Origin of the sequence: Microbacterium lemovicicum, from assembly GCF_003991875.1 — a bacterium.
Lineage (GTDB): Bacteria > Actinomycetota > Actinomycetes > Actinomycetales > Microbacteriaceae > Microbacterium > Microbacterium lemovicicum.
Genome location: NZ_CP031423.1, coordinates 2,313,862 through 2,335,706, shown reverse-complemented (window position 1 = coordinate 2,335,706; position 21,845 = coordinate 2,313,862). Strand labels below are relative to the sequence as shown.

The following is a 21,845-nucleotide window of genomic DNA, read 5'->3' as shown; positions in this document are numbered from 1 at the left end:
GCCCGAACAGCTCTGCGCCGAGCCCGCCCAGCCCGCCCAGCCCGCACAGCCCGCACAGCACCCCGCGCCCCGGAGCACGCTGATGGGCTTCAACAACCCGAGCGTCCCGTGGTCCGAGATGGAGCGGCTGCTCAGCGACCGCCGCCGCCCGGGTGTCGTGCCCGCCGGGGCCGACGGCGGCGACAGCCCGGCATGGTCGCGCAAGCGCGGGGCGTACATCGCACCCGAGATCCCGCGCCCCGACGACGTCGTGCCCTACGCCGAGCTGCACGCGCACTCCTCCTACTCCTTCCTCGACGGCGCCTCCTCCCCGGAAGATCTCGCCGAAGAGGCCGAGCGCCTCGGCCTGCACGCCCTGGCCGTCACCGACCACGACGGCTTCTACGGCATCGTCCGCTTCGCCGAGGCGGCCGAGGCGCTCCAGCTGAAGACGGTGTTCGGCGCCGAGCTGTCACTCGAGCTGCCCGCGCCGCAGAACGGCGAGGCCGACCCGGTCGGCGCGCACCTGCTCGTGCTCGCCCGCGGCGAGGAGGGCTACCACCGCCTCGCCGGCGCCATCACCCATGCCCAGCTGCAGGGCGCCGAGAAGGGTCGCCCGCGCTACGACCTCGAGGAGCTCGCGGCCCAGGCGGGCGGACCCGCCGATCCGCACTGGGCGGTGCTGACCGGATGCCGCAAGGGAGCCGTCCGCCGCGCCCTGGCCGGCGCGGGCCGGGGCATCACCGCATCCGGAATCGACGCCGCCGCCCGCGAGCTCGACCACCTCGTCGACCTCTTCGGACGAGACGCGGTGCACGTCGAGCTCATCGACCACGGCGACCCGCTCGACTCCCGAGCCAACGACGTGCTGGTCGCGCTCGCCGCCGAGAGGCGCCTCCCCATCATCGCGACGAACAACGTCCACTACGCCGCGCCCGAGCGTCAGCACCTCGCCGCCGCTGTCGCCGCGGTGCGCGCCAACCGCGGACTCGACGAGCTCGACGGCTGGCTCCCCGTCCACGCCGGCGCGCACCTGCGCTCCGGCGCCGAGATGCAGGCCCGCTTCGCCCGCTACCCCGGAGCCGTCGCCCGCACGGTGACCCTCGCCGACGAGCTGGCCTTCCCGCTGCGCCGCGCCCGCCCCGCCCTGCCCAAGCAGGAGGTGCCCGAGGGGCACACGCCGATGTCCTACCTCCGCCAGATCGTGTGGGAGGCGGTGCCCCGCAAGTATCCCGACGCCACCGACGACGACCGCGCCCGCATCGAGAAGGAGCTCGGCGTCATCGAAATGAAGGACTTCCCGGGTTACTTCCTGATCGTCTACGACATCGTCCAGGAAGCCCGGCGCCGCGGCATCCTGTGTCAGGGTCGCGGGTCCGCGGCCAACAGCGCCGTCTGCTACCTGCTCGACATCACGGCCGTCGACTCGATCGCCTACCAGCTGCCGTTCGAGCGGTTCCTGTCGAGCCTGCGCGACGAGGAGCCCGACATCGACGTCGACTTCGACTCCGACCGGCGCGAGGAGATCATCCAGTGGGTGTACCGCCGCTACGGGCGCGAGCGGGCGGCGCAGGTCGCGAACGTCATCCAGTACCGGCCGAAGAACGCCGTCCGCGACATGGCCAAGGCGCTCGGACACTCGCCCGGACAGCAGGACGCCTGGTCGAAACAGATCGAGGGGTGGGGCGCGAAGCTCGAGTCCGGTCCCGACCACAACATCCCCGACCAGGTGATCGAGTACGCCACCGAGCTGCTGAAGGCCCCGCGGCACCTCGGCATCCACTCCGGGGGGATGGTGCTCACTGACCGCCCGGTGGGGGAGGTGGTGCCGATCGAGCACGCCCGCATGGACGAGCGCACCGTCATCCAGTGGGACAAAGACGACGCCGCCTGGATGGGCCTGGTCAAATTCGACCTCCTCGGGCTCGGGATGCTGGCTGCCCTGCAGTACTGCTTCGATCTCATCCGCGGCGCGACGGGGGAGGAGTGGGAGCTCTCGACGCTGCCGAAGGAGGAGAAGGCGGTCTACGACATGCTGTGCCGGGCGGACTCGATCGGCGTGTTCCAGGTCGAGTCGCGCGCGCAGATGGGGCTGCTGCCGCGCCTGCAGCCGCGGAAGTACTACGACCTCGTCGTGGAGATCGCGCTGATCCGTCCCGGTCCGATCCAGGGCGGCGCAGTGCATCCGTTCGTCCGCCGCAAGCTCGGACAGGAGTCGGTGACCTACCCGCACCCGAAGCTGGAGCCGGTGCTGGAGCGCACCCTCGGCGTGCCGGTCTTCCAGGAGCAGCTCATGCAGATGGCCGTCGCCGTCGGGGGAGTGACCGGAGAGGATGCCGACCTCCTCCGCCGGGCGATGGGCTCGAAGCGGGGGATCGAGCGGATCGACTCGCTCAAGAAGAAGCTGTATGAGGGGATGGCTTCGAACGGGCTCGTCGGCGAGGACGCCGACGCGATCTACACGAAGATCAAGGCGTTCGCGAACTTCGGGTTCGCCGAGTCGCACTCGCTGTCGTTCGGGCTGCTCGTCTACGCCAGCTCGTGGATCAAGCTGCACTATCCGGCGGCGTTCCTCGCCGGACTGCTGCGCGCGCAGCCGATGGGCTTCTACTCCCCGGCGACGCTCACCGCCGACGCCCGCCGGCACGGCGTGGAGGTGCGCCGCCCCGACCTCCATGCGAGCTCCGTCGAGCCCTCCCTCGAACCGGTGGTCCCGCCCGCCCCCGATCCCACCCGACCGTCGAGCGAGCCCGACGAGCCGAAACGCCCCGATCCCACCCGACCGTCGAGCGAGCCCGACGAGGCGAAACGCCCCGGCACCACCGACCCGTCGAGCGAGCCCGACGAGTCGAGACGTCCCGGCCCCTTCACGCTCCCCCCGACCGGCCTCGACGCCTGCACCCACCGGCGCCAGCCGCCCACGGGCGAGTTCGACATCACCGAGCCCGACGTGTCCGAGGCCCATCGCCGCGACGGACGCTTCGCCGTGCGCCTCGGCCTCGCCGCGATCAAGGGCATCGGCGAGACGATCGCCACCCGCATCGTCACAGAGCGCCGGGCAAACGGCGACTACCGCGACCTGCGCGACCTCGTCCGCCGCACCGGGGTCACCACCGCCCACATCGAGGCGCTCGCCACCGCCGGAGTGTTCGACAGCCTCGGCATCAGCCGTCGCGAGGCGATCTGGCTCGCCGGCTCCGCCTCGCAGGACCGCGTCGAGTTCCTCCCCGACTCGATGGTCTCCGTGCAGCCCCCTCTGTTCGCCGATCCCACGAGCTACGAGCGTCTCGCCGCCGACCTCTGGGCCACGGGGGTCTCCACCGACGACCACCCGATGACCCACTACCGCTCCGGACTCGACGCCCGCGGCGTGCTCGTCTCCCGCGAGCTGCGTTCCCACGAGCCCGGCCGGAGGGTCGAGGTCGCCGGACTCGTCACCCACCGGCAGCGCCCGGCGACGGCATCCGGGCTCACCTTCCTCAACCTCGAAGACGAGCAGGGGCTCATGAACGTCATCTGCTCGGTCGGGGTGTGGACCCGGTACCGCCGGGTCGTCCGCGATTCGCCTGCTCTGATCGTGCGCGGCATCCTCGAGCGCTCTGTCGAGGGGGTGATCAACATCGTCGCCGACCAGATCGATGATCTCCGGGTGGGGCTGACGCACCAGTCCCGCGACTTCCGATGACGGATGGTCCGATGACGGATGCCGCGACCACCGGAGATCCACAGAGAACGGATGCTGCGTCCTCAGCACGACCGGAGCCCGCGCCTGGCAGCGGGCGTAGCCTCGTGCCATGACCGAGCAGCAACCATACGAGGTGATCCGCGCCGAGGAGGGGTGGGAGCTGCGCCGGTACCCCGAGCACGTCGTCGCCGAGACGATCGTCACGGACGTCGACTTCGAGGATGCCGGGAACCGGGCGTTCCGCCCCCTGTTCGGATACATCAGCGGAGCCAACCGGGTGACGCAGAAGATCGCGATGACCGCACCGGTGGTGCAGTCGTCGTCGCAGAAGATCGCGATGACCGCCCCCGTGGTGCAGTCGAGCGGCAAGGACGGCTACGCCGTCGCGTTCGTCCTGCCCGCCGGCATGACCGAGGCCGACGCCCCCGAGCCGACCGCGCCCGAGGTGCACATCCGCACCGTGCCCGCGCAGCTCGTCGCCGTCACGACGTTCTCCGGACGGTGGAAGGAGGAGTCGTGGCGCGAGCACCGGGCCGAGCTCCTCGCCGCCGTCCGCGCGGCCGGCCTCACCGTGACGGGGGAGCCGCGCTTCGCCCGCTTCGATCCGCCGTACAAGCCGTGGTTCCTCCGCCGCAACGAGGTCTTGATCGACGTCGCCGAGTGACACCCCGCTCGCCGAGCCAGCCGAGCATCCCGCCACCGGCCGAGCGCAGAGCGCTATCGGCCGAGCGCCGCCCGCCGAGCGCCGCCCGCCGAGCGCCGCCTGCCGGGGCCGCCCGCCGAGCGCGGCCCGCCGAGCGCGGCCCGCCGAGCGAGAAGCTCGACGACCGTGCAGCCTCACCGGACGAACTGATAGCGGATCTCCACCTGGATCTCCGTCAGGCCCGACAGGTCGATCCCAGCGTTCTCCTGCGCGCCGACGACCGACACGCCCCACTCCCCGCCGATGCCGCGACCCCAGAACCGCAGCGACAGCGGCGCGGTCAGCGGCACGTCCGCGATCGACTCGTTCTCGGCGGTGAGCCGGGTGAACTGCGCGCGCCGCGTGCTGATCTGCGGCTCGAGCAGCTGCACGTCGATCTCACCGCTCTGCCGCCGCTGTGAATACGCTCCGCCGTGCCGCACCTCGCACGAGATCCCGCCGCTCGGGTGATCGGCGCCGACGAGCGCCAGGCGCACGCTGCGCGTCTTGGCGTCCGCGCGCCCGGAGGGGAGGGCTGCAGCATCCACCTCGAAGGTGAAGCGCCCCGTCGACAGCAGCGACCGGAACTCGGGGTCGGCGGGCCGGTAGATCCGGGTCAGCACGTCCTGATCGTGGCGCTGCTGGAAGTAGGCGAGGTAGTCCTGCTGCATGCCGATCGGCTGGAGCATGCGACCCCAGGACGCCGTCAGCAGGCCGGCCAGCTCGGTGGGGGTGATCGCGTCCTCGGAGTAGCGCTGCCAGACCTCGGGGCTGAGCATGCCGGCGTCGAGTGCGATGTTCTCGGCCTGCGGCTCGAGCGTGAGGATCTCCACTGCGCGCGCCGCGCGGAACGCCATGCTGTTCAGGGCCTCCGCGTTCGCGCCGGCGATGCGGATCGCGAGCAGTCCGACCTGGCGCACCCCCGCGGCATCGAGCTGCACGCCGTCGGCGAGGGCGCCCGCCTGCTGCACCAGCTCCGCGGCGCGAGCCGCCTGCGACTGCGCCGCTGCGATCCGCTGGTCGGCGAGCGCCACCCGGTTCTGCGCGATCAGCAGCTGGTGGGCGAGCTCCGCGCCCCGGCGCACGAGCGCGATCTGCTCGGCGTTGTCGGCGCCAGGCGCGGTCGTCAGGTTCTGCACGAGGGTGACGAAGTTCACGATCGTCTTGCCCGCCCCGATCACCGCGTCGACGCTCTTGCCCACCTTCTTGTAGGCCTCCTCGACCTGCTTCGTGTCGGCCGGAGTGCCCGCCAGCAGCGCCTTGGCGATCGGCTCGGCCTGCGCCGTCACGGTGCTGACAAGGCTGACCATCGCCGGCACCGCCGCCACGAGGCTCGCTCCGAGCGTCGGGATCGCCGCGATGACACCGGCGACGGCTCCCGCGACGGCTGCGACGGTGCCGATGATGTCGCCGAAGCGGAACGGGGTGTCCTTCATCTTCGCCATAGCGTCCGTGATGTCGGTGGTCGCCTGGTCGAGCTGCTGCTGGATGAACTCCGCCTCCTTGGCGGCGATGTCCCTCTCCGACGTCCCGATGCTCACGTCCTTCTCGAACCGGTCGCGCGCGAGGTCGACAGCCTTCTGCTGCTCGCGCACCATCCCGGCCAGCGCCTCCTTTGTGCCCGCCTGCAGCACGTCGTCGATGCCGGAGAAGAGGAACGCGGATGCCAGGGGCACGAACCCCTGGAAGGCATCGATGTAGGTCGGGAAGTCGGGCAGGATGTCGAGCTGCGGCGACAGTCCGACCGCGTTCGCCGCGCCACCGACCCACGCGCGCGCACCGTCGCCGCCGTCGCGGGGGACGCCGACCATCTGCTCGCGCAGCTGCAGGGCGACGCCGTTGTCGGGCTGCAGCTCGAGGCCGCGCTGCAGCTCGAGCGCCGCGAGCTCTCCGGCGTCTCCGGGCTCGGCGGCGCTCGGGGTGAAGCGGTGGTAGTGCCAGTCGCCCATGGCGATGCGGAACGGCGCCCAGTAGTTGGCCCACGACGGGCCGGTCGAGTCGAGCAGCGGGCGGAGTCCCGCGACGAAGTCCTCCTCCGACACCGTCGTGCGCACCACGGCCCCGTCGGCGCCCCAGGCACCGGGGGCGCCGTTCTCGCCGGGGGATGCCGCGGCGTCGCAGACCGCTCCGTCCGGGCCGGCCGACCCTCCGTAGCCCCCGCCGCCAGCCGCGCCGCCGGCGACCGCGAGCACCGGCTCGGTGCCGTCCGACAACGACGTCAGCATGACGCTGCCGCCGCTGCCGCCGGATCCGCCGTTCCCGCCCCAGCCGCCGTTTCCGCCGGGTGTTCCCGGAATGATCTGCTCGGGGATCACCACGTCTTCGAACTCGAAGTCGTACGGATCCCCGGGCGTGAGGTCGCGCTGCTCGGTGTGCTCGGCGATCATCGCTCCGCTCGCACCGGCGGTGCCGTTGCCGCCACTGCCGCCGTTGGACGCTGCACCGCCGGCGGTCGTGACGCTGACATTCACCGTGTGACGCGCGTAGATCGTGACGCTCTGTCCGTTGCCGCCGTCGAGCCCGGCACCACCGCCCTGGCCGGACGATCCGCCGGCGATCGGGCGGCCGTCCGGCGAGTACATCTGCGACATGGGGAGCGGCACCCCGTCGTCGCCGTTGCGCCCGGAACTCGGAGCCGCAACGCCGGAGGCGTCGATCGTGAAGCCCGCGCCGTCGAACACGTCGGCGACGATGACGAGCGGGCACGTCGTGATCCGCAGGTTCTGCGCGAGCCGCACCTCGCGCGCGAGGAGGAAGACCGGCCCGGTGCCCCGGTAGGTCGTGCAGATCCGCTCCACCTCCGCATCGACGACGATCAGGTCACGGATCAAGGGCGAGGTGTAGACGAGGTCGGACATGACATTCCTTCAGCCTGGGAGCGGGGTATCGGTCGTCAGCGAGGAGGACAGGCCGCGGCCGGTGATACGTCCCCGGCAGGGGATGGCGCAGCATCCGCTCTCCTGCGTCGCCCGATGACGCATCGGCGAGAACCGGGATTTATATTGGAGGGGTGCCGCAGTCCGCTGATCCGCTCGACCACTTCCGGGTGGAGACGCAGGAGGAGCGCGCGCTGCGAGCGTTGGAGGCCATCAAGAACGGCGGCGACGTGACCGCTGAAGCGTTCCGGCTCTCCAACGAGTTCACTGACCGTCACACCGCCCGCCTCGCCGACTGGATGCGAACGCTCTTGCGTCGTGGCTGAGGTCCTGCGCCTCTACGCCACAGGTGCGAAGGCGGTGGAGGAGACCTGGCGGAAGTTCGTCCCTTCGGCGCGCCTGCAGCGAGTGGATCCGCGCACGTTCTCGTTCTCCTGGGCGTCGGCGTCGATGCCCGGCTTCTCGCTCGTCGGCTACGAGCTCACGGCGACCGTGCACTCCGAAGTCGTGCCGTCAGACAAGCTCCTGGCCTGCCGTGTCGACACCCCCGACGGACGCGTCTGGTCGACCCGCAGGAACCTCGACGCCTCGCAGCCGTGGCTCTTCGCCGATCGTCCGATCGCGGCGACCTGGAGCGGCACCGCTCAGGTGCGTGCCTTCGTCTTCGATCGGGATGCTGCGGCCACCACGGCCCGCACCCTGACCGGTGACGACCGGCTCGTGCTCCGCGTCGACGATCCGGAGGTGCGCAGTGGAGCCTGGGCGGCGCAGTGGGAGAACACCTACCGGTACGTGCGCTCGAGCCTGGCGACGGCGGCCGCCGCGGAGGCGGAGACCTCGCTCGTGGAGGCGGAGCTGCATCGCACCGCGCTCGTCTCGACGCTGATGGCCTTCTCTACCTCGATCCTGCACGCCGGCGACCACGTCGCGCAGACCCGTGCCGCGCCCGTCGCCGTCCGCCGGGCGGTCGCCTTCATCACCGACAACGCGGATGCGGCGATCACCGTCGACGACGTCGCCCAGGCGGCCGGCATCTCCACACGAGGGCTGCAGCTCGCCTTCCGCCGGGCTCTCGGAATGACCCCGACCGCGTACCTCCGCAAGGTGCGGCTGTCGGGCGCGCACGACGAGCTCGCCGCGCGTCCGGGGGTGCCCGTGAGAGACGTCGCCCTGCGCTGGGGCTTCGCCGACGCGTCGCGGTTCGCGAAGTACTACCGCGACGAGTACGGACGAAATCCCCAGGTCACCGCGCGGGGCGTGTGACGCGCGGAAGCGGTTGAGTTGACTAGTTCGCTTTCTGCATAGTGACTGCGCTCAGCGCACCTTTCCGCGGCGTGTGGCGCAGCATCCGTGCACCCTGGATGTTCCACCAGGAAGGGCGGGCATGGGCAGGTTCGTGTACGACGGATCCACGCGGGTCGAGATCGAAGACCGCACGCTCATGCACCTGCAGATCGTCGTCGGCAACAAGCTGCGTCGCGGCGAGCCGTTCTACTTCACGTGGGCCGACGACATCAGCACCGGGGGAGGCCGCACGACCGTCTGGGTGCACTCCGGCGCGTCGCTGCAGTTCAAGTTCCACGGCAGCCGGGTGCCGCAGATCAACCCGAAGTGGGTCGAGGCGCTACTCATGACCGCGAACTCCGCCTCGGGCCTCGTCATGGTGCGAGAACCCGCCAACGGCACGACCGCCTCCGAGCAGGCCGAGGGCTAGTTCCAGAGACGGATGCCGCGGGCTCCCGTCGCTCGGCGCCGGTAGACTCGACGCGCCAGCCTCTGTAGCTCAATGGAAGAGCAGTTCCGTCCTAAGGAAACGGTTGGGGGTTCGAGTCCCTCCAGGGGCACAGCCTTTTTTCGCCTCTGACCTGGAATTCCTTCTGTGGTCAGGCCACGCAAAAGACGTTTTTGCCCGCTTTTTGCCCGCATTCTATGAGTTCGGCACGCCGAAAACAGCCGTCTGCAACGGCCTGCAGAGGACCTCTCAGAACGCCAAAACCGAGCGTTTCAGGCGCGGTGTGTCTCGTCGAAAACTGAGCAATCTGCTCTGTGAGGTCACCGGGGTCGCGCGTAGCGGGTCTGCGGACCCGACGGAAGAGCCACCAACGGCATCTGGTCGTTCAGGCGCGTCGCGACTTCATCCAGGTCGTCTTCGAAGAGATCGGCGTAGGTGTCCAACGTCATCGCCGCGGACGCATGGCCGAGCATCCGCTGCACGGCCTTCACGTTCGCGCCCGAGCTGATGGCGAGCGACGCCGCCGTGTGGCGAAGGTCGTGAGGGGTCAGTCGCGGAATCGATGGATCGAACTCCTGCGCACGCCGCACCGCATTTGCGAACCACCCCTGCGAGCCCGAGTTGCGCATGTGCTTGACCCCGTCGCCGAACAGCAGTCCCTCCGGTCCCTTGCCGGCGCACGCCTGCTCGATCATCGGAACCAGACGGGCGGGGTAGGGGACGGAGCGCTTCTCGTGCGTCTTCGGTGTACCAACGTGGATCTCGTAGGCGATCATCACCGCGTTCTCCTCGATGACGAAGCGTCGGCGCAGCCGGTTCACGCTGCGGACCCGGAGCCCTGTAGCCTCGCCCCAGCGCAGCCCTGTGTACGCGAGCGTCAGGATGAGCGTCGGGTGCGCCGAGCACGCCGCCAGCGTCGCCACCTGGTCGTGCGTGAGATACACGCGACGCTTGCCCGGCCCATGCCGCGGAAGGTTGCGCACATGCCGTGCCGGATTACCGGCAAGCCGACGATCGTCGATCGCGACATCGAGGATGCCGGCCAGGATCCCGAGCGCGCGAAGGACGACCGTCCGCGACTTCTGAGTCGCAAGGTCTGACACCCAGTCTTGGACTTCGGAGCGACGAATGGAGGAGATCTCGCGCTCGGCCCACACCGGCGCAACGTGGTTGTGCCACGCCCGCTCGAGCGTCGTGTAGTAGGAGGGCTTCGACATCGGCGGCTGCTTGGATCGCAGCCAACTATCCGCGAACATCCGGACCGGAACCCGTGACGAGGACGGGTCGATGTACTCCCCCTTCGACTTCGACACTGTCACCATCGACAGGTAGAGCTTCGCTTCACGCATGGTCGTGAAGCCGCGCTTCTCCGCTTCGGTGCGATCGGGCTTCCGGTAGCGCACGCGGTAGCGGCGGCCCTTGGCCGTTTCGTATGGGGTGACGCTGCCCATTTCGACCTCCGCTCGTGCCGGCTTGCCGGTCAATCTCGCCCCCACTGTCCGACATCGGTGAGGTGTCGTCAACGCAGCCGATGAGAGATGTGGATAGATGATGGAGGACGTCGTCATGCGTCGGTGGCGGGACGCGGATTGCCTCCCTCCGACGCTGAGTCGAGCGAGCGGGCACGGCTCCGCTCCCGGGGCTTTCGAGACATAGGCTTGGTCCTCCGCTGTGCTCGGGTCGTGCGCTATTTCACGGTCCCTGCTCTCCGCTGTTGTTCGCTCGTTGGGTGAGTCAAATGTCGGTGCGATGGCCCATTCTCTGAAGCTCAGCCGCTCCTGCGCAGCTACTCATGACTGTCGCTGATGTCGAGCCGCTCACCTCGAGGCTGATAGCTTCGCATCGTGGTCAACGATGAGACGCGGCAAGCGATCCGGGAGTTCTCCGAGGAGAGAGAGTGGGACCAATTCCACTCCGACGCGAACCTCGCGAAGAGCATTTCAATCGAGGCCGGCGAGCTGTTGGAGTGCTTCCAGTGGACCGACGACGCCGATCCCGGTCGCGTGGCTGGAGAGCTGGCCGACGTCCTAACATACTGCGTTTTGCTCGCGGACCGCCTCGGAGTGGATCTGGACGCCATTGTGCTCGACAAGCTCCGCATTTCCGCGGCCAAGTATCCGGTGGACAGGGCGCGAGGGAAGAGCGTCAAGTATGACGCCCTTTAGCGTTGAGAAGCTCGGCTTCGACGCTAGGGCGATCGCCGGACTGGCGCGGATTGACAAGCGATTCTCCAACTGGCCCGTGGTGTACGTGCTGGACGACGGGGCGCAGTCATCGGTCTACGTCGGCGAGACCGTCAACACGGTCGCCCGCATGCGACAGCACCTGGCTTCGCCGTCGAAATCGGGGCTGAGCACGATCCGCGTCGTCATCGATGACACGTTCAACAAGTCCGCGTGCCTCGACCTCGAGTCACACCTGATTCGCTGGCTCGCCGGCGACGGTCGATTCACGGTCCTCAACGGCAACGAGGGCATCATCGACGCCGCGTACTACGACCGCGACCTCTACCGGGAATCGTTCCGCGACATCTTCGAACAACTGCGGACGGAAGGCATCTTCGATCGCAGCATCCCCGAGATCGAGAACGGCGACCTCTTCAAGTTGTCGCCGTTCAAGGCACTGACGCCTGATCAGGCGATCGCGGTCGAGGATATCCTCGAGGGCCTGTTCGTCGATCTTGCGGCCGACATCGGGTCGACGGCCGTCATCCAGGGGCAGCCGGGCACTGGCAAGACCATCATCGGGATTTTCCTGCTCAAGCTCCTGGCGGACATTCGCGACTACGACGATTTGGACGATGTTCAGCTTGACTCGATCTTCTCGGAGTTGTTCGTGCCCGAACACCGCGCACTACTCGATGGCTTCCGGATGGGTCTGGTCGTGCCTCAGCAATCGCTACGAGAGTCGATCAGACGGGTCTTCAAGAAGACGCCGAAGCTGCACCCGTCGATGGTTCTGTCGCCGTGGGACGTCGGACTCGGCGATGGCGACTACGACCTCCTCATCGTCGACGAGACACACCGGCTGAACCGACGGGCCAACCAATCGTCCGGAATGCGCAACCTCGACTATCAGCGCATTAACGAGAAACTCTTCGGCGCTGATGACCACGCGAAAACTCAACTCGACTGGATGAAGGCCAAGAGTCGCCATCAACTGTTGCTCGTCGATCGTGAGCAGAGCGTACGCCCGGCCGACCTGCCGGATTCCGTCCTTCGCCGAGAGCTCGAGGTCGCTGAGGCCCAGCACCGTCGATATCCACTCACGACTCAGATGCGTGTCCGCGCCGGCACTGACTATGTCGACTTCATCCGCCAGATGCTCCGTGGTGAAGCGGATGCAAATGCCCGCCCCGACTTCGGTGAGTATGATCTGCGTTTCTTCGACGACGTCGGCGCCATGCGCCGCGCGATCTTCGCCCAGGATGCGTCCCGCGGTCTTGCCCGACTTGTCGCCGGCTATGCGTGGGACTGGGTCAGCAAGAAGGATGCCGACGCATACGACATCGTGCTCGACGGTGTCTCGCTGCGATGGAACAGCAAGGATACCGACTGGATCAGTTCACCTGGATCGCTTCAGGAAGTCGGCTCGATCCACACGGTGCAGGGCTATGACCTCAACTACGCGGGCGTGATTATTGGTCCCGATCTGAGGTTCGACCCCTCCTCAGGTCAGCTCCTCCTCGACCGGGATTCTTACCGCGATAAGAAGGGCAGCGAGAACAACCCGCGTCTTGGGATCGCTTTCACCGACGACGACCTGCTCCAATACATTCGCAACATCTATGGAGTGCTGCTGACGCGTGGGATGCTGGGGACCTTCATTTACGTCTGTGATCCTGACCTGCGCGCCTATGTTGCATCGGTGCTTGGCGCCACCACGGCGCGAATTTCGCCCACCTCTGTTTCTGGCGGGCGCACGGAGCGCACGTCCTGAGGCAGCAGAGGTCTTCGCCAAGACAAAGGCGCTGCTCAGCTCATGACGACGGGATGGAAGTAGTCGTACACAGCGTGGTCGATTGGTGCATCGAATCGGAGGCGCATCCGAACGACCGGAAGTCCGTCGATCATCCGCGTCTCCTCGGCGTCCGATGAGACGGCTTGGCCGAGGAAGTAGTGCCCTGACCCGTCTGCGTCCTCCTTCTTAGAGAACACGTACGTTCTGACTTTGTTTGCGGCGATGGGCGCGACATCGGGACTCGTCAACGTTCGTTTGCTCTTCGAGAACCACTCCATCGTTTGGCGGTCGAGCAGTTTGTCCTCGTACGCGGTACTCGACGACACATCGGCTGCCTTGTGGTAGGTCACGAAGATGGGACAGGTGGCGGTTGCTTGATCGACCTTGTACCCGTAGATGGTCGACGCGGCGCCACTACTGTCCCAACACAGCAGGCGACAAGCGTCCTTCCGCGAATACTGCCGCCCGGGAGTGAATGGCGTGTCGGCGTTGTATCGATCGTGGATTAGCTCGAGGCCCGTACGAACGATGTCATCGACGGCGATAGCGAATTCGGATGACCGGGAGTACGAGTCGCGGAACGACTCGTTCAGCGAAACCGTGTCAGCGTTGCGTACAGCAATGGGATGCAGGTATCTGCGCTGCTCAGCTTCGTTGTGGAACTCGAGGGTGAGAGTGCGAATCGCGCTTCGGACGTGCAGCGGTGTAGCCAAGGCGCCCGCTTGTGCGAAAAGTTCGCCGAGTCTGTCGTGCGTCACTGCGCCATCGCTCAAGAGAGTCTGAAGGATGAGTAGTTCATGCGGACGTTTCGCGGCGAGTGCTTCCTTCGAGAGCAGCGTCAAAGCCGCGAGTTCGCGGTCTGACAATCCGGTCGTGTGCTTGAACAGCTTCTCGAGCAGGGTGGGATAGTTGTCGGCTTCGGTCGCGAGGATGACGGGGTCAACGGACTCGAACCGCAGGAAGTCATGCAATGAAGGCATCTTGCCCAGGCGATTCCGCAGAATTTCGACCGCAGCCTTGAGCCTTTGCCGGCTACTAATGTCGGTGCTAACGATCGAACGAAGTACTCGCTCCTGGGCAATGCGGTCAAACCGGACGCTAGATAGACCCGCGAGGACGCCAGTTTCCTCCGCCGCGATGAGGTTCTTGCGTAGAGACTCCTTGTTGAGCGAGTCGTCGCCGAACAGGGCAATCGGGATGAGGTAGTTGTTCGCGTAATTCCCGATGAAGTCGATGACGACGAGGTACTCCTTGCCAGGATGCTTCCGAAGTCCGCGTCCGAGCTGCTGTACGAAGATAATGCTCGACTGCGTCTGCCGCAGCATGATGACCTGGTTGACGGAGGGGATATCTACGCCCTCATTGAAGACGTCGACGGTCAGGATGTAGTCGAGCTCGCCCGCTTCCAGCTGTTGAACGATGCGTTCCCTGTGCTCGATTGAGTCATCGCCAGTCAGAGCGGTCGTTCTGAGACGCTGCCCTCGAACCCAGGATCCGTTGAGCCGCTCGCTCATCAGATGAGCCTCAGCCTTGCGACCGCAGAAAATCAGTCCACGAACCTCCGCCCCCGCGTGGCCGTAGAGCTCGATGGCGTGGAGGATGTGCTCCACTCGCACCTGTGAGCCGAGCAGGGAAAGGTCCGTGTCTATCGAGGTGGTGATGCCGTCCTCGAAGGTGACATCCGCAACCCCGTAGTAGTGAAAAGGCGCGAGCATGTCGTTCTCGAGAGCGCGATTCAGGCGAATCTCGTACGGAACGTTGTAGTCGAACAGTTCGAAGACGTTGAAGGAATCAGGGCGCTCGGGAGTCGCCGTCATGCCAAGCAAGAAGTCGGGCGTGAGGTAGTCCAGCACGCGGCCGTACGACCGGGCGCCAGCACGGTGAACTTCGTCGATCAGGACATAGTCGAAGGCGTCTGCGGCGAAGGTTGCGAGCACCTCGGGCTGCGACAGCGTCTGAATTGTGGCAAATACATATCGACGGTTTCCATGCTTGTGCCCGCCGGTCAACTTCCCAAAGTCGGACGCTGGCGCACCTAGCACTCGTTGGAACTCGCTGATGGCGCGGTCGAGAATCTGCTCGCGGTGCACGATGAACAGCATCCTTCGCGGGCCGTAGGCGCGAACGTCAAGCGCCGACAGGATGGTCTTGCCTGTGCCAGTCGCGGAAATGACCACCGCCTTTCGCTTGCCCTGCAGGCGCATCTCGGCGATTGCGCGTAGCGCGTCGCGTTGCATCTCGTTGGGGGTCACCTGTGGGTGGGTCAGAACGGTCCCAAGACTCTGCGAAGAAACGCCCGGAGAAGCGGACTCCCGTCGCGCGGGCGGGATGTACGTCCGGGCGTAATCGTTGATCCACTCAGCTGACAGCGGCACAGAATCTTGCTTCTGCGCGTCAGTCAGGCGCATGAACTGGCGTGCAAGGTCGCTATTGCGCGTGGCCGAGACCTTCAGGTTCCACTCGTGATTGCGGACGAGCGCGTTCTCCGTCAGATTCGAGCTCCCCAGGATCCCGGTTAGCCGATCGGGATACCCAAATATGTACCCCTTCGGGTGGTAGGCAGTAGCGCCGTGAAGCCTCGTATCGATGCCGATGCTGCGCAAGTTCAAGAGCTCGGCGAATGCCGCCGGTGAGTTGAAGCCGAGGTAGTCCGAGGTGATGATGGTCCCCTGGCCGGAATAATCGATCAACTCCTGCTTGAGAAGTGCGATTGCTCGCGGGGACACGAAGGCGACCGAGAAGCTGAAGTACTCAGAGTTGCGGAGCTCTTCCCGGATGGCGCGAAGCATCGTGGTCGAATCGTCATTCGTCACGACTTGGGGATGTAGTTGCTTCGGCGCATCGACTGATCGGTTCAGATAGCCGTACTCAACATCGCGCCCAAGGGGTGCAGCCCACTCGAAGTCAACCGGCATGTGAGCAGTCGGACACGATACGGTTCACGGCTGGAACATCGGCAGGCGCCCAATCGAGAGTGCCGAGCAGGTCCGGCCGCAACCACCGCACTTCGGCGTGCTCGGTCAAGTTTGGCGTCCCGTCGACCAGTTCGCAGTAGAAGGTTGTGAGAGTGACGATGCCGAACTCGTACTCGTGTCGCGTCGTAGTTACTTCATCGCCGACCGAGATGTGGCACTCGAGTTCTTCGGCAATCTCGCGCTCAAGCGCCGCGGGAGCCGTTTCGCCAGGCTCGATCTTTCCGCCGGGGAATTCCCACAGTCCAGCCAGACTCCCCGCGGGCCCGCGTTGAGCGCACAGGACCTGGCCGTCCTGGACGATGACTGCACCCACGACGTTTATCTGCTTTTTCACGCGGTCTCCAGAGTCTCGACGCCAGCCTATTGCCAACGCCGAATGACTAGGTGAACACTCCGCACGGAGGTGCGTCGTGGATTGAAGGAGTCGCTTCGCGTCTGTGAGCGGATTGCGAGAAGACTACCGGAGAGGGCCACCCGGGCGATGCTTGTGAAGGGCTCGAAGGCAGGCGGTTGCGCAGAGTGCGGGGCGTAGCAACCGAGCGGGCCAGTTTAGACGAAGACACGAACAGCGTTCGCCACGCGCTTAAGTTCTCGTCATCGGTGATGGTTGCCAATGGCTTTGGCTCGACTCGGCTACCACCGAGCAGAACTTCCTGCGCGACAGACCCGTCCGCGCTATAGGTCACTTCAATATTGGTCACGACCCTTCCAATACCCGCTAGTTCGAGAGTTCGCTTGAGCTGCGCTGTCTGCGCCATGCCGACATGGGGTGTACGGCTAAGGGGAGCACATCTTGGCCGACTGAGCCTTCCTGGCCTGCTACAGCGCGAGCCACGGAAGGTTCGGGCGAGCGCCTTTAGGGCACGTTCGATTGTGTGGCGGCAGTCTGACCATCTCTACGACGCTCTAGCGCTTCCATCAGCATGACCGCGGCCAAGTAAGCGCTGAACATGTAGTCGAGGAATTCATCCCCGTAATCCATGCGTTGGCGGTCGTTCCGATGACGGAGACCGAACTCGTTTGCCAGACGGAACAGCACGCCCTCGTCTTTACCGAGCACTACCTTGACCTCCTGTCGTCGAGCCTCGAGTGCGCCGGCTAACAGGACCAGGGCCCCGCGCTTCTGCGTCGCCGATGCGCCTCGGGCTCGAAAATCCCTGATCGCGTGGGCGACCTCGTCGTCCGGATCGTCCGCCTCCTGCGCCGCACGTCGATCTGCGGCGTCGTCTAACGGCGTGCCGAATCGATGCACCAGGCGCCCTCGTTCGTCGCCCGCTCTCCCTAGGTTCAGGTCGACCCGGTGACGGTCCAGGAGTTCATTCACTCGCCATCGGTAGACCGCTTCGCCTGACTCTGCATCGTGATCCGCATAGTGCGGACCGCAGTCTCCGTGATCGTGGATGTAACCGACCGTCCGCGGCCGTTGCGCATTGTCGTGAAAGTACTCGATTAATGAAAACAACAGCGGCCGACCCCACGCATCCGCCTGGTCTCGTTGTCCGTCCCAGCGAAAGTCGATGAGTACCGCTTGGCGTACCCGATCGCCCACCTCGTACCAGTCGGTCGGATGATCCACGCAGTCTCGTGGAAGCGCGAGGGGAAAGTAGCCGTCCTCCTGCATCTGCCTCAGCAAGGTCGCGAACTGAACACCCAACCCGCCGACGGACTGATCGGGTCTGGCCGAGTGGCCCTCACGCTCTGCGTAGTAGCGGGGCAGCACATATGGGAGCAAGCGAGCGTCGTCCGCCACAAGATCCATAAGCCAGCTTCGAAGGTTTAGATGGTAATCGTCGTCCTGGACCCGCCACGCGACGAAGAGGTTACGGTACGCGAGCAATACCGATTCGTCGCTGAAAGCCTCAGCCAATAACCGTTCAGTGGCCGCGAACGTCATCTCTTCGGGGAGCGCGAGTACGCGCTGCGCCTCCCAGGTAAACAGCGGCTTCGGCCACACCAGCCGATATCTCGCGTCCACCACGTGGCCAGCATAGATGCCGCAGGGGAGCCAGCGCGAAGCTCCAGAGGCGTCCCAGGCGGGAACGATCGCTTCTATCTCTTTCCCGGATCCGATCTTGTGCAAGTTTGCGCACGTCGCCCTGCTCGGGCGTCGAACATCCCCCTAGGACGGCTCCGAGTGAACAAGGGCCTTGATTTGACGCCCGACTAAGTCCGGTCGCTTGTCGATACACGCGGCGTTTGGCCGAGTGTCGTGGCTGGTAGGTGGGCATCTCGGACGCCGCCATGGATGGGGTCGATCGCAAAGCCGCGCGAAAAGATTGACCTAACGGAGTCTCTCGCCCCGAAGCCGGTCGTTATGCGGCTTTCACACGGGTGACGACGTCGTTCACAATGTCCTGCGTCACGTCGAGGATTTCTTGGCAAAGTGAGATCATCACGTCCACGTTCCTGTATTGCCGGATGCTCTCGAGGCGCTTACGTGCCGCCTCCTCTGGCTTGGTGACATCCAATTCGTGAGCGATCTGATTTCGAGCGATGAACGCCTTCTCTAGCATCGACGAGCGGCTTTTCGTGGGCGCTATGCGCTTTCGAAGATCGGGTGAGACGACACCCACGGCGCTCGCAATCTCGCTCACCCTCTCAGCCGACTGAGCGCTACTCGCCTCGAGACTGTCTATCCATCGCTTGATCATGACATCGCGAGGGCTCGCTCCCGTTCCAAGGAGGAGCCGGATCAATTCCTTCGGGCTCGCGTTGCCTGAAGCATCGCTGATTCGCTTTTCGGCGAACTCCTCGAGCTTCTTCACGACGTCCTTATCGGACTCCACAAGCATGGGAATGGCTTCCCCAGCAAGTCGCTTTAGTGCCGTGTCAAGCCCGGCACCGCTGAAAAGTAATGCGGCCCGGAGGCAGTCCTGCGCTTCGCTGGTGAACTTGCCCCGTACCGCCTTTCCCTCCGCTATCTTGCGGAGGCTGTTCATCGAATAGCACATCGAGATCGCCGTTCGCGCGGATGCCGTTGCAGCCTGCACTGCCACCTCTACCTCGGGGAACATTTCTAGAGCACCATCGACGGGCGAGCTGAGATCAGAAAAGTCGAATGCGTCGCCGACCTGTAGCGCGTCAGTCGCGTGGGTCTTTGTGATCGCCATGCGCCCGAGTGTAACGTCGGGGCATTGTCCCGCCATCTCACCCATCGCGACGAAATGCTCGGGGGACTGATGGATTTCGTTGCCGGGTTACGGCAACTCTGCTTCGTGGTGATCGAGAAGGTATGGATACGGCTGCGACCACGGCGCAGCCCTCGTTGCGCGCGCAAGCGGACCGACGGTCGTGATCGGCGCTTCATGTCTGCCCATTGTGTCCGCCCGTATGCGGGTGTCCGCGTCAGCAAGGCATCAATCGGAGCTCGGCGCGCTAGGCCATCGGGTTTGCGGGCGGTCAGGACCCGATCTGCGTTCCTCACGACCAGCTTGAGTTGCCGCCTAGCCGGGGCGACTTGTCACGCCTGCTCGGCCGCGGCTTGGCTGATCCCGGGATGCCTAGTACGAAACGCCCAACGCAACAGTTGTCCAGAACAGCAGTGCATATGCCAGTGGTACGGCGGTAAGGAGCCCGAGGAGCGCGGCCGAGGCATAGACCGGGCCGGCGAGGTGCTGGACCCACTGATCGGAGAGCACGTGACGAATCTTGAATTTCCGAAGCGCCTTCGCCCGTGCCTTTCGGCCCGCACGAAGCAACCCGATTCCCGAGACGAAGGCGATTGGAACAAGCACGAAGACAGCTGCGAATCCGGCCAGTAGCACCGCGATTGAGACGAGGTAGCCGATTCTGTTGGGAGCGTCACCGGAGGCTTCAAAGCTAAGGTCCGATGCGATGATCGCACCGAAGTATCCGCCGGCCGCGAGGACAATCGCGGCCCACGATGATCGTCCCGTCCAAGCGAGCCGTGCAGCAAGTAAGATCGCAGAACTCGCCGGCGCCGTCCGCCCGCTCTCGCGCCGATCGGCACAGATCGAGGCGAACCGCGCGCGCCTGATCGAAGAGTGGTCGGCGGCGCACGGGGGATCTGCGCCGAGCGTCGACTTGCTCCATCAGATCGACCGGCGCGCGTGGGCGGTCGCGCGACCGAACAAGCCACCAGACCTCGACGAGGCCTCGTGGGAGTCGCGCGTCCGCGACGAGATCGCGGCGATCGATCCCGACCTGGTCACCGCGCGTGCACCGACTGTAGTCGCTGCGACAGACCCGCACGCCCTCGACCTAGATTTGCTGGCTGCTGCGGCGATCGTGGATGCGGATGAACGGTCCGCATCAAGCGGCGGGAGATTCAGCACCTTCGACATCCGCGCCGGAGCAACGCGCGCGCTCTCACGCACCGGCATCGTTGCGCCACGCGATCAGCTCGACGTCGTGATCGTCGAGATCACGACGCGCGCCGCGAAGGCCGTCTATCGGCTCGTTGCGGAGGTTCCACCCGCGCACGTGAAGGCCTACATGGCCACCGAGACAGTCCGCGCCAGGGTGCGCCTCGCCGGACACCTTGACGTGCTCGCCCGGGCGGGGCGCTCGCTTCTGCCCGATGAGTTGCATTGGTTCGCGGCCAACGAGGACATCTCGACACTGGATGCTTCGCAAAGCGTTGCGGCGTCCGCTATCGCCGGGACGGATGGGCTCGTAACCGTCACCGGCCCCGCTGGCACAGGCAAGACGACGATGCTGCGTGTTGCGTTCGCGGCGCTTGGGGCGCAGCGGCGTCACATGCTCGTCGTCGCTCCAACCCGGAAAGCGGCGTCTGTGGCGTCTCGGGAGGTCGGTGCTGCGGCATCCAGTATTCATGCACTGCTCGGAGACCACGGCTACCGGTGGGGTGCCGATGAGGCTGGTGCGATGGTGCGGACACGACTGCGTGTGGGGGAGCTTGATCCCCGCACGGGTGCCACGTACGGCGGGCCGGCGCAGTATGTGCTGCGTTCTCGCGATCGGATCGTGGTCGATGAAGCTGGCATGGTCGATCTGCAGACGGCGAACGTCCTCGTCGACCTCGCGATCGAGCAGGGGGTCGGACTCGCGTTCGTCGGGGACACGCACCAGGCACTGCCGGTCGGACATTCCGGTGCGATGGGTTCAGCGATCCGGCATGCGAACGCCGCGGTTGAGCTGGATACGGTGCATCGGTTTCGCGATCCCGAGTACGCGGCGCTCACCTTGCGGCTGCGCGACACGAGCGACCGCGAGCACGCGCTGGCGGTCGCGGGTGAGCTGGCGGAGCGCGGTCATGTCGAGCAAGTCGATCATCACGACGCAGCCCGTGAGCGGATGATCGACGCCTACTTCGAATGGCATGCGCGCGGCAAGCGGGTGACGTTGGTTTCCGGTACCAACGCTGAGGCGGATGCCATCAACGACGCGATCCAGCAGCGGCGCGTCGATCACGGCGAGCTGAATCCCGGCGTGCTCGCGTGGGGAATGGGAGAGCAGCGCATCCTCGTCGGCGACACCGTCCAGACCCGCCGAAACGACCGGCTCACGGGCGTCGAGAATCGTGCGCAGTGGATCGTGCGCGCCATCCGCGACGACTTCGTCCATCTTGTGTCGGTCGGCGACAGCGGGGAGTTGCGGCGAGTGTCTGCCGAATACGCGCGAGAGCACCTGCAGCTCGCCTACGCGTCGACGGTGCATGGCGTACAGGGCGAAACCGCCGACGCCTCCGTGGTCGGGCCGGATGTCGACGCGGCGGGCCTATACGTCGGACTCACTCGCGGGCGGGTGCACAACAGCGCGATCGTCGTCGCGGGGACGGATGCCGCCGCCCGCGAGTGTCTCGCCGAGTCAATGCGGCGCGGAACGCCGGAGCTGACGATGCAGGATGCTGTGCGCGCGGCTCAGGCCAAGATGCGGCTCGCGGCACGGGCGCGGGATGTGGCGGCGATGGCGACGGGGCCGATTGTTGGGGCACCGAATGCGGGGCGTGGGATCGGGATGTAGCGGCGTTCGA

Annotated in this window: 14 protein-coding genes and 1 tRNA gene; 9 read left to right on the top strand and 6 right to left on the bottom strand. The window is 66.0% G+C overall.

The window, feature by feature from the left end; all coding sequences use genetic code 11:
- The first annotated feature begins 82 nt into the window (after positions 1–82).
- Positions 83–3,664 carry an error-prone DNA polymerase gene (locus CVS47_RS10930; protein WP_127096105.1) on the top strand — a complete coding sequence of 1,194 codons (3,582 nt, stop codon included), beginning with the start codon at positions 83–85 and terminating at the stop codon, positions 3,662–3,664.
- A gap of 109 nt (positions 3,665–3,773) precedes the next feature.
- Positions 3,774–4,328 carry an SOUL family heme-binding protein gene (locus tag CVS47_RS10925; protein ID WP_127096104.1) on the top strand — a complete coding sequence of 185 codons (555 nt, stop codon included), beginning with the start codon at positions 3,774–3,776 and terminating at the stop codon, positions 4,326–4,328.
- A gap of 173 nt (positions 4,329–4,501) precedes the next feature.
- Here CVS47_RS10925 and CVS47_RS10915 read toward each other — a convergent pair whose 3' ends face one another.
- Positions 4,502–7,204 carry a hypothetical protein gene (locus CVS47_RS10915; RefSeq protein ID WP_127096103.1) on the bottom strand — a complete coding sequence of 901 codons (2,703 nt, stop codon included), beginning with the start codon at positions 7,202–7,204 and terminating at the stop codon, positions 4,502–4,504.
- Between the two features lie 152 nt (positions 7,205–7,356).
- Here CVS47_RS10915 and CVS47_RS10910 point away from each other — a divergent pair, with 152 nt between their 5' ends.
- The 4 genes from CVS47_RS10910 (at position 7,357) to CVS47_RS10895 (ending at position 9,066) form a co-directional block, all read left to right on the top strand.
- The gene (locus CVS47_RS10910) at positions 7,357–7,548 is read left to right on the top strand and encodes a hypothetical protein (protein WP_127096102.1); all 192 of its coding nucleotides are present in this window, start codon (positions 7,357–7,359) and stop codon (positions 7,546–7,548) included.
- Complete coding sequence (locus CVS47_RS10905; RefSeq protein ID WP_241240121.1) at positions 7,541–8,485, top strand: helix-turn-helix transcriptional regulator; 945 nt, start codon at positions 7,541–7,543, stop codon at positions 8,483–8,485. The genes CVS47_RS10910 and CVS47_RS10905 overlap by 8 nt, the downstream gene beginning before the upstream one ends.
- A 121-nt stretch (positions 8,486–8,606) precedes the next feature.
- Positions 8,607–8,936 carry a DUF7882 family protein gene (locus CVS47_RS10900; protein WP_127096101.1) on the top strand — a complete coding sequence of 110 codons (330 nt, stop codon included), beginning with the start codon at positions 8,607–8,609 and terminating at the stop codon, positions 8,934–8,936.
- A 58-nt stretch (positions 8,937–8,994) separates the two neighbouring features.
- Positions 8,995–9,066 (top strand) — tRNA-Arg (locus CVS47_RS10895).
- A gap of 208 nt (positions 9,067–9,274) precedes the next feature.
- Here CVS47_RS10895 and CVS47_RS10890 read toward each other — a convergent pair.
- The gene (locus tag CVS47_RS10890) at positions 9,275–10,405 is read right to left on the bottom strand and encodes a tyrosine-type recombinase/integrase (protein WP_127096100.1); all 1,131 of its coding nucleotides are present in this window, start codon (positions 10,403–10,405) and stop codon (positions 9,275–9,277) included.
- 393 nt (positions 10,406–10,798) lie between these two features.
- Between CVS47_RS10890 and CVS47_RS10885 the strand changes: the two genes are divergently transcribed.
- A complete protein-coding gene (locus tag CVS47_RS10885; RefSeq protein ID WP_127096099.1) occupies positions 10,799–11,119 on the top strand; it encodes a nucleotide pyrophosphohydrolase in 321 nt (106 codons plus the stop codon).
- On the top strand, positions 11,106–12,893 hold the full coding sequence (locus tag CVS47_RS10880) for a DUF2075 domain-containing protein (protein ID WP_127096098.1): 1,788 nt from the start codon (positions 11,106–11,108) through the stop codon (positions 12,891–12,893). Before CVS47_RS10885 ends, CVS47_RS10880 begins: the two co-directional genes overlap by 14 nt.
- Positions 12,894–12,928: 35 nt before the next feature.
- Here CVS47_RS10880 and CVS47_RS10875 read toward each other — a convergent pair whose 3' ends face one another.
- The 4 genes from CVS47_RS10875 to CVS47_RS10860 form a co-directional block, all read right to left on the bottom strand.
- Positions 12,929–15,829, bottom strand: coding sequence for a DUF3427 domain-containing protein (locus CVS47_RS10875; protein WP_127096097.1), 2,901 nt, complete (start codon positions 15,827–15,829; stop codon positions 12,929–12,931).
- Entirely contained in the window at positions 15,819–16,223 is a 405-nt protein-coding gene (locus CVS47_RS10870) for a (deoxy)nucleoside triphosphate pyrophosphohydrolase (RefSeq protein ID WP_127096096.1), read from the bottom strand. Before CVS47_RS10870 ends, CVS47_RS10875 begins: the two co-directional genes overlap by 11 nt.
- A gap of 522 nt (positions 16,224–16,745) precedes the next feature.
- Positions 16,746–17,867: a hypothetical protein gene (locus CVS47_RS10865; RefSeq protein ID WP_127096095.1), complete on the bottom strand. Its 1,122-nt coding sequence runs from the start codon at positions 17,865–17,867 to the stop codon at positions 16,746–16,748.
- A 334-nt stretch (positions 17,868–18,201) separates the two neighbouring features.
- Entirely contained in the window at positions 18,202–18,999 is a 798-nt protein-coding gene (locus tag CVS47_RS10860; protein ID WP_127096094.1) for a hypothetical protein, read from the bottom strand.
- A gap of 724 nt (positions 19,000–19,723) precedes the next feature.
- Between CVS47_RS10860 and CVS47_RS10855 the strand changes: the two genes are divergently transcribed.
- Positions 19,724–21,835 (top strand): ATP-dependent DNA helicase, encoded by a 2,112-nt coding sequence (locus CVS47_RS10855; RefSeq protein WP_241240120.1) that lies wholly within the window; start codon positions 19,724–19,726, stop codon positions 21,833–21,835.
- Positions 21,836–21,845: the final 10 nt, after the last annotated feature.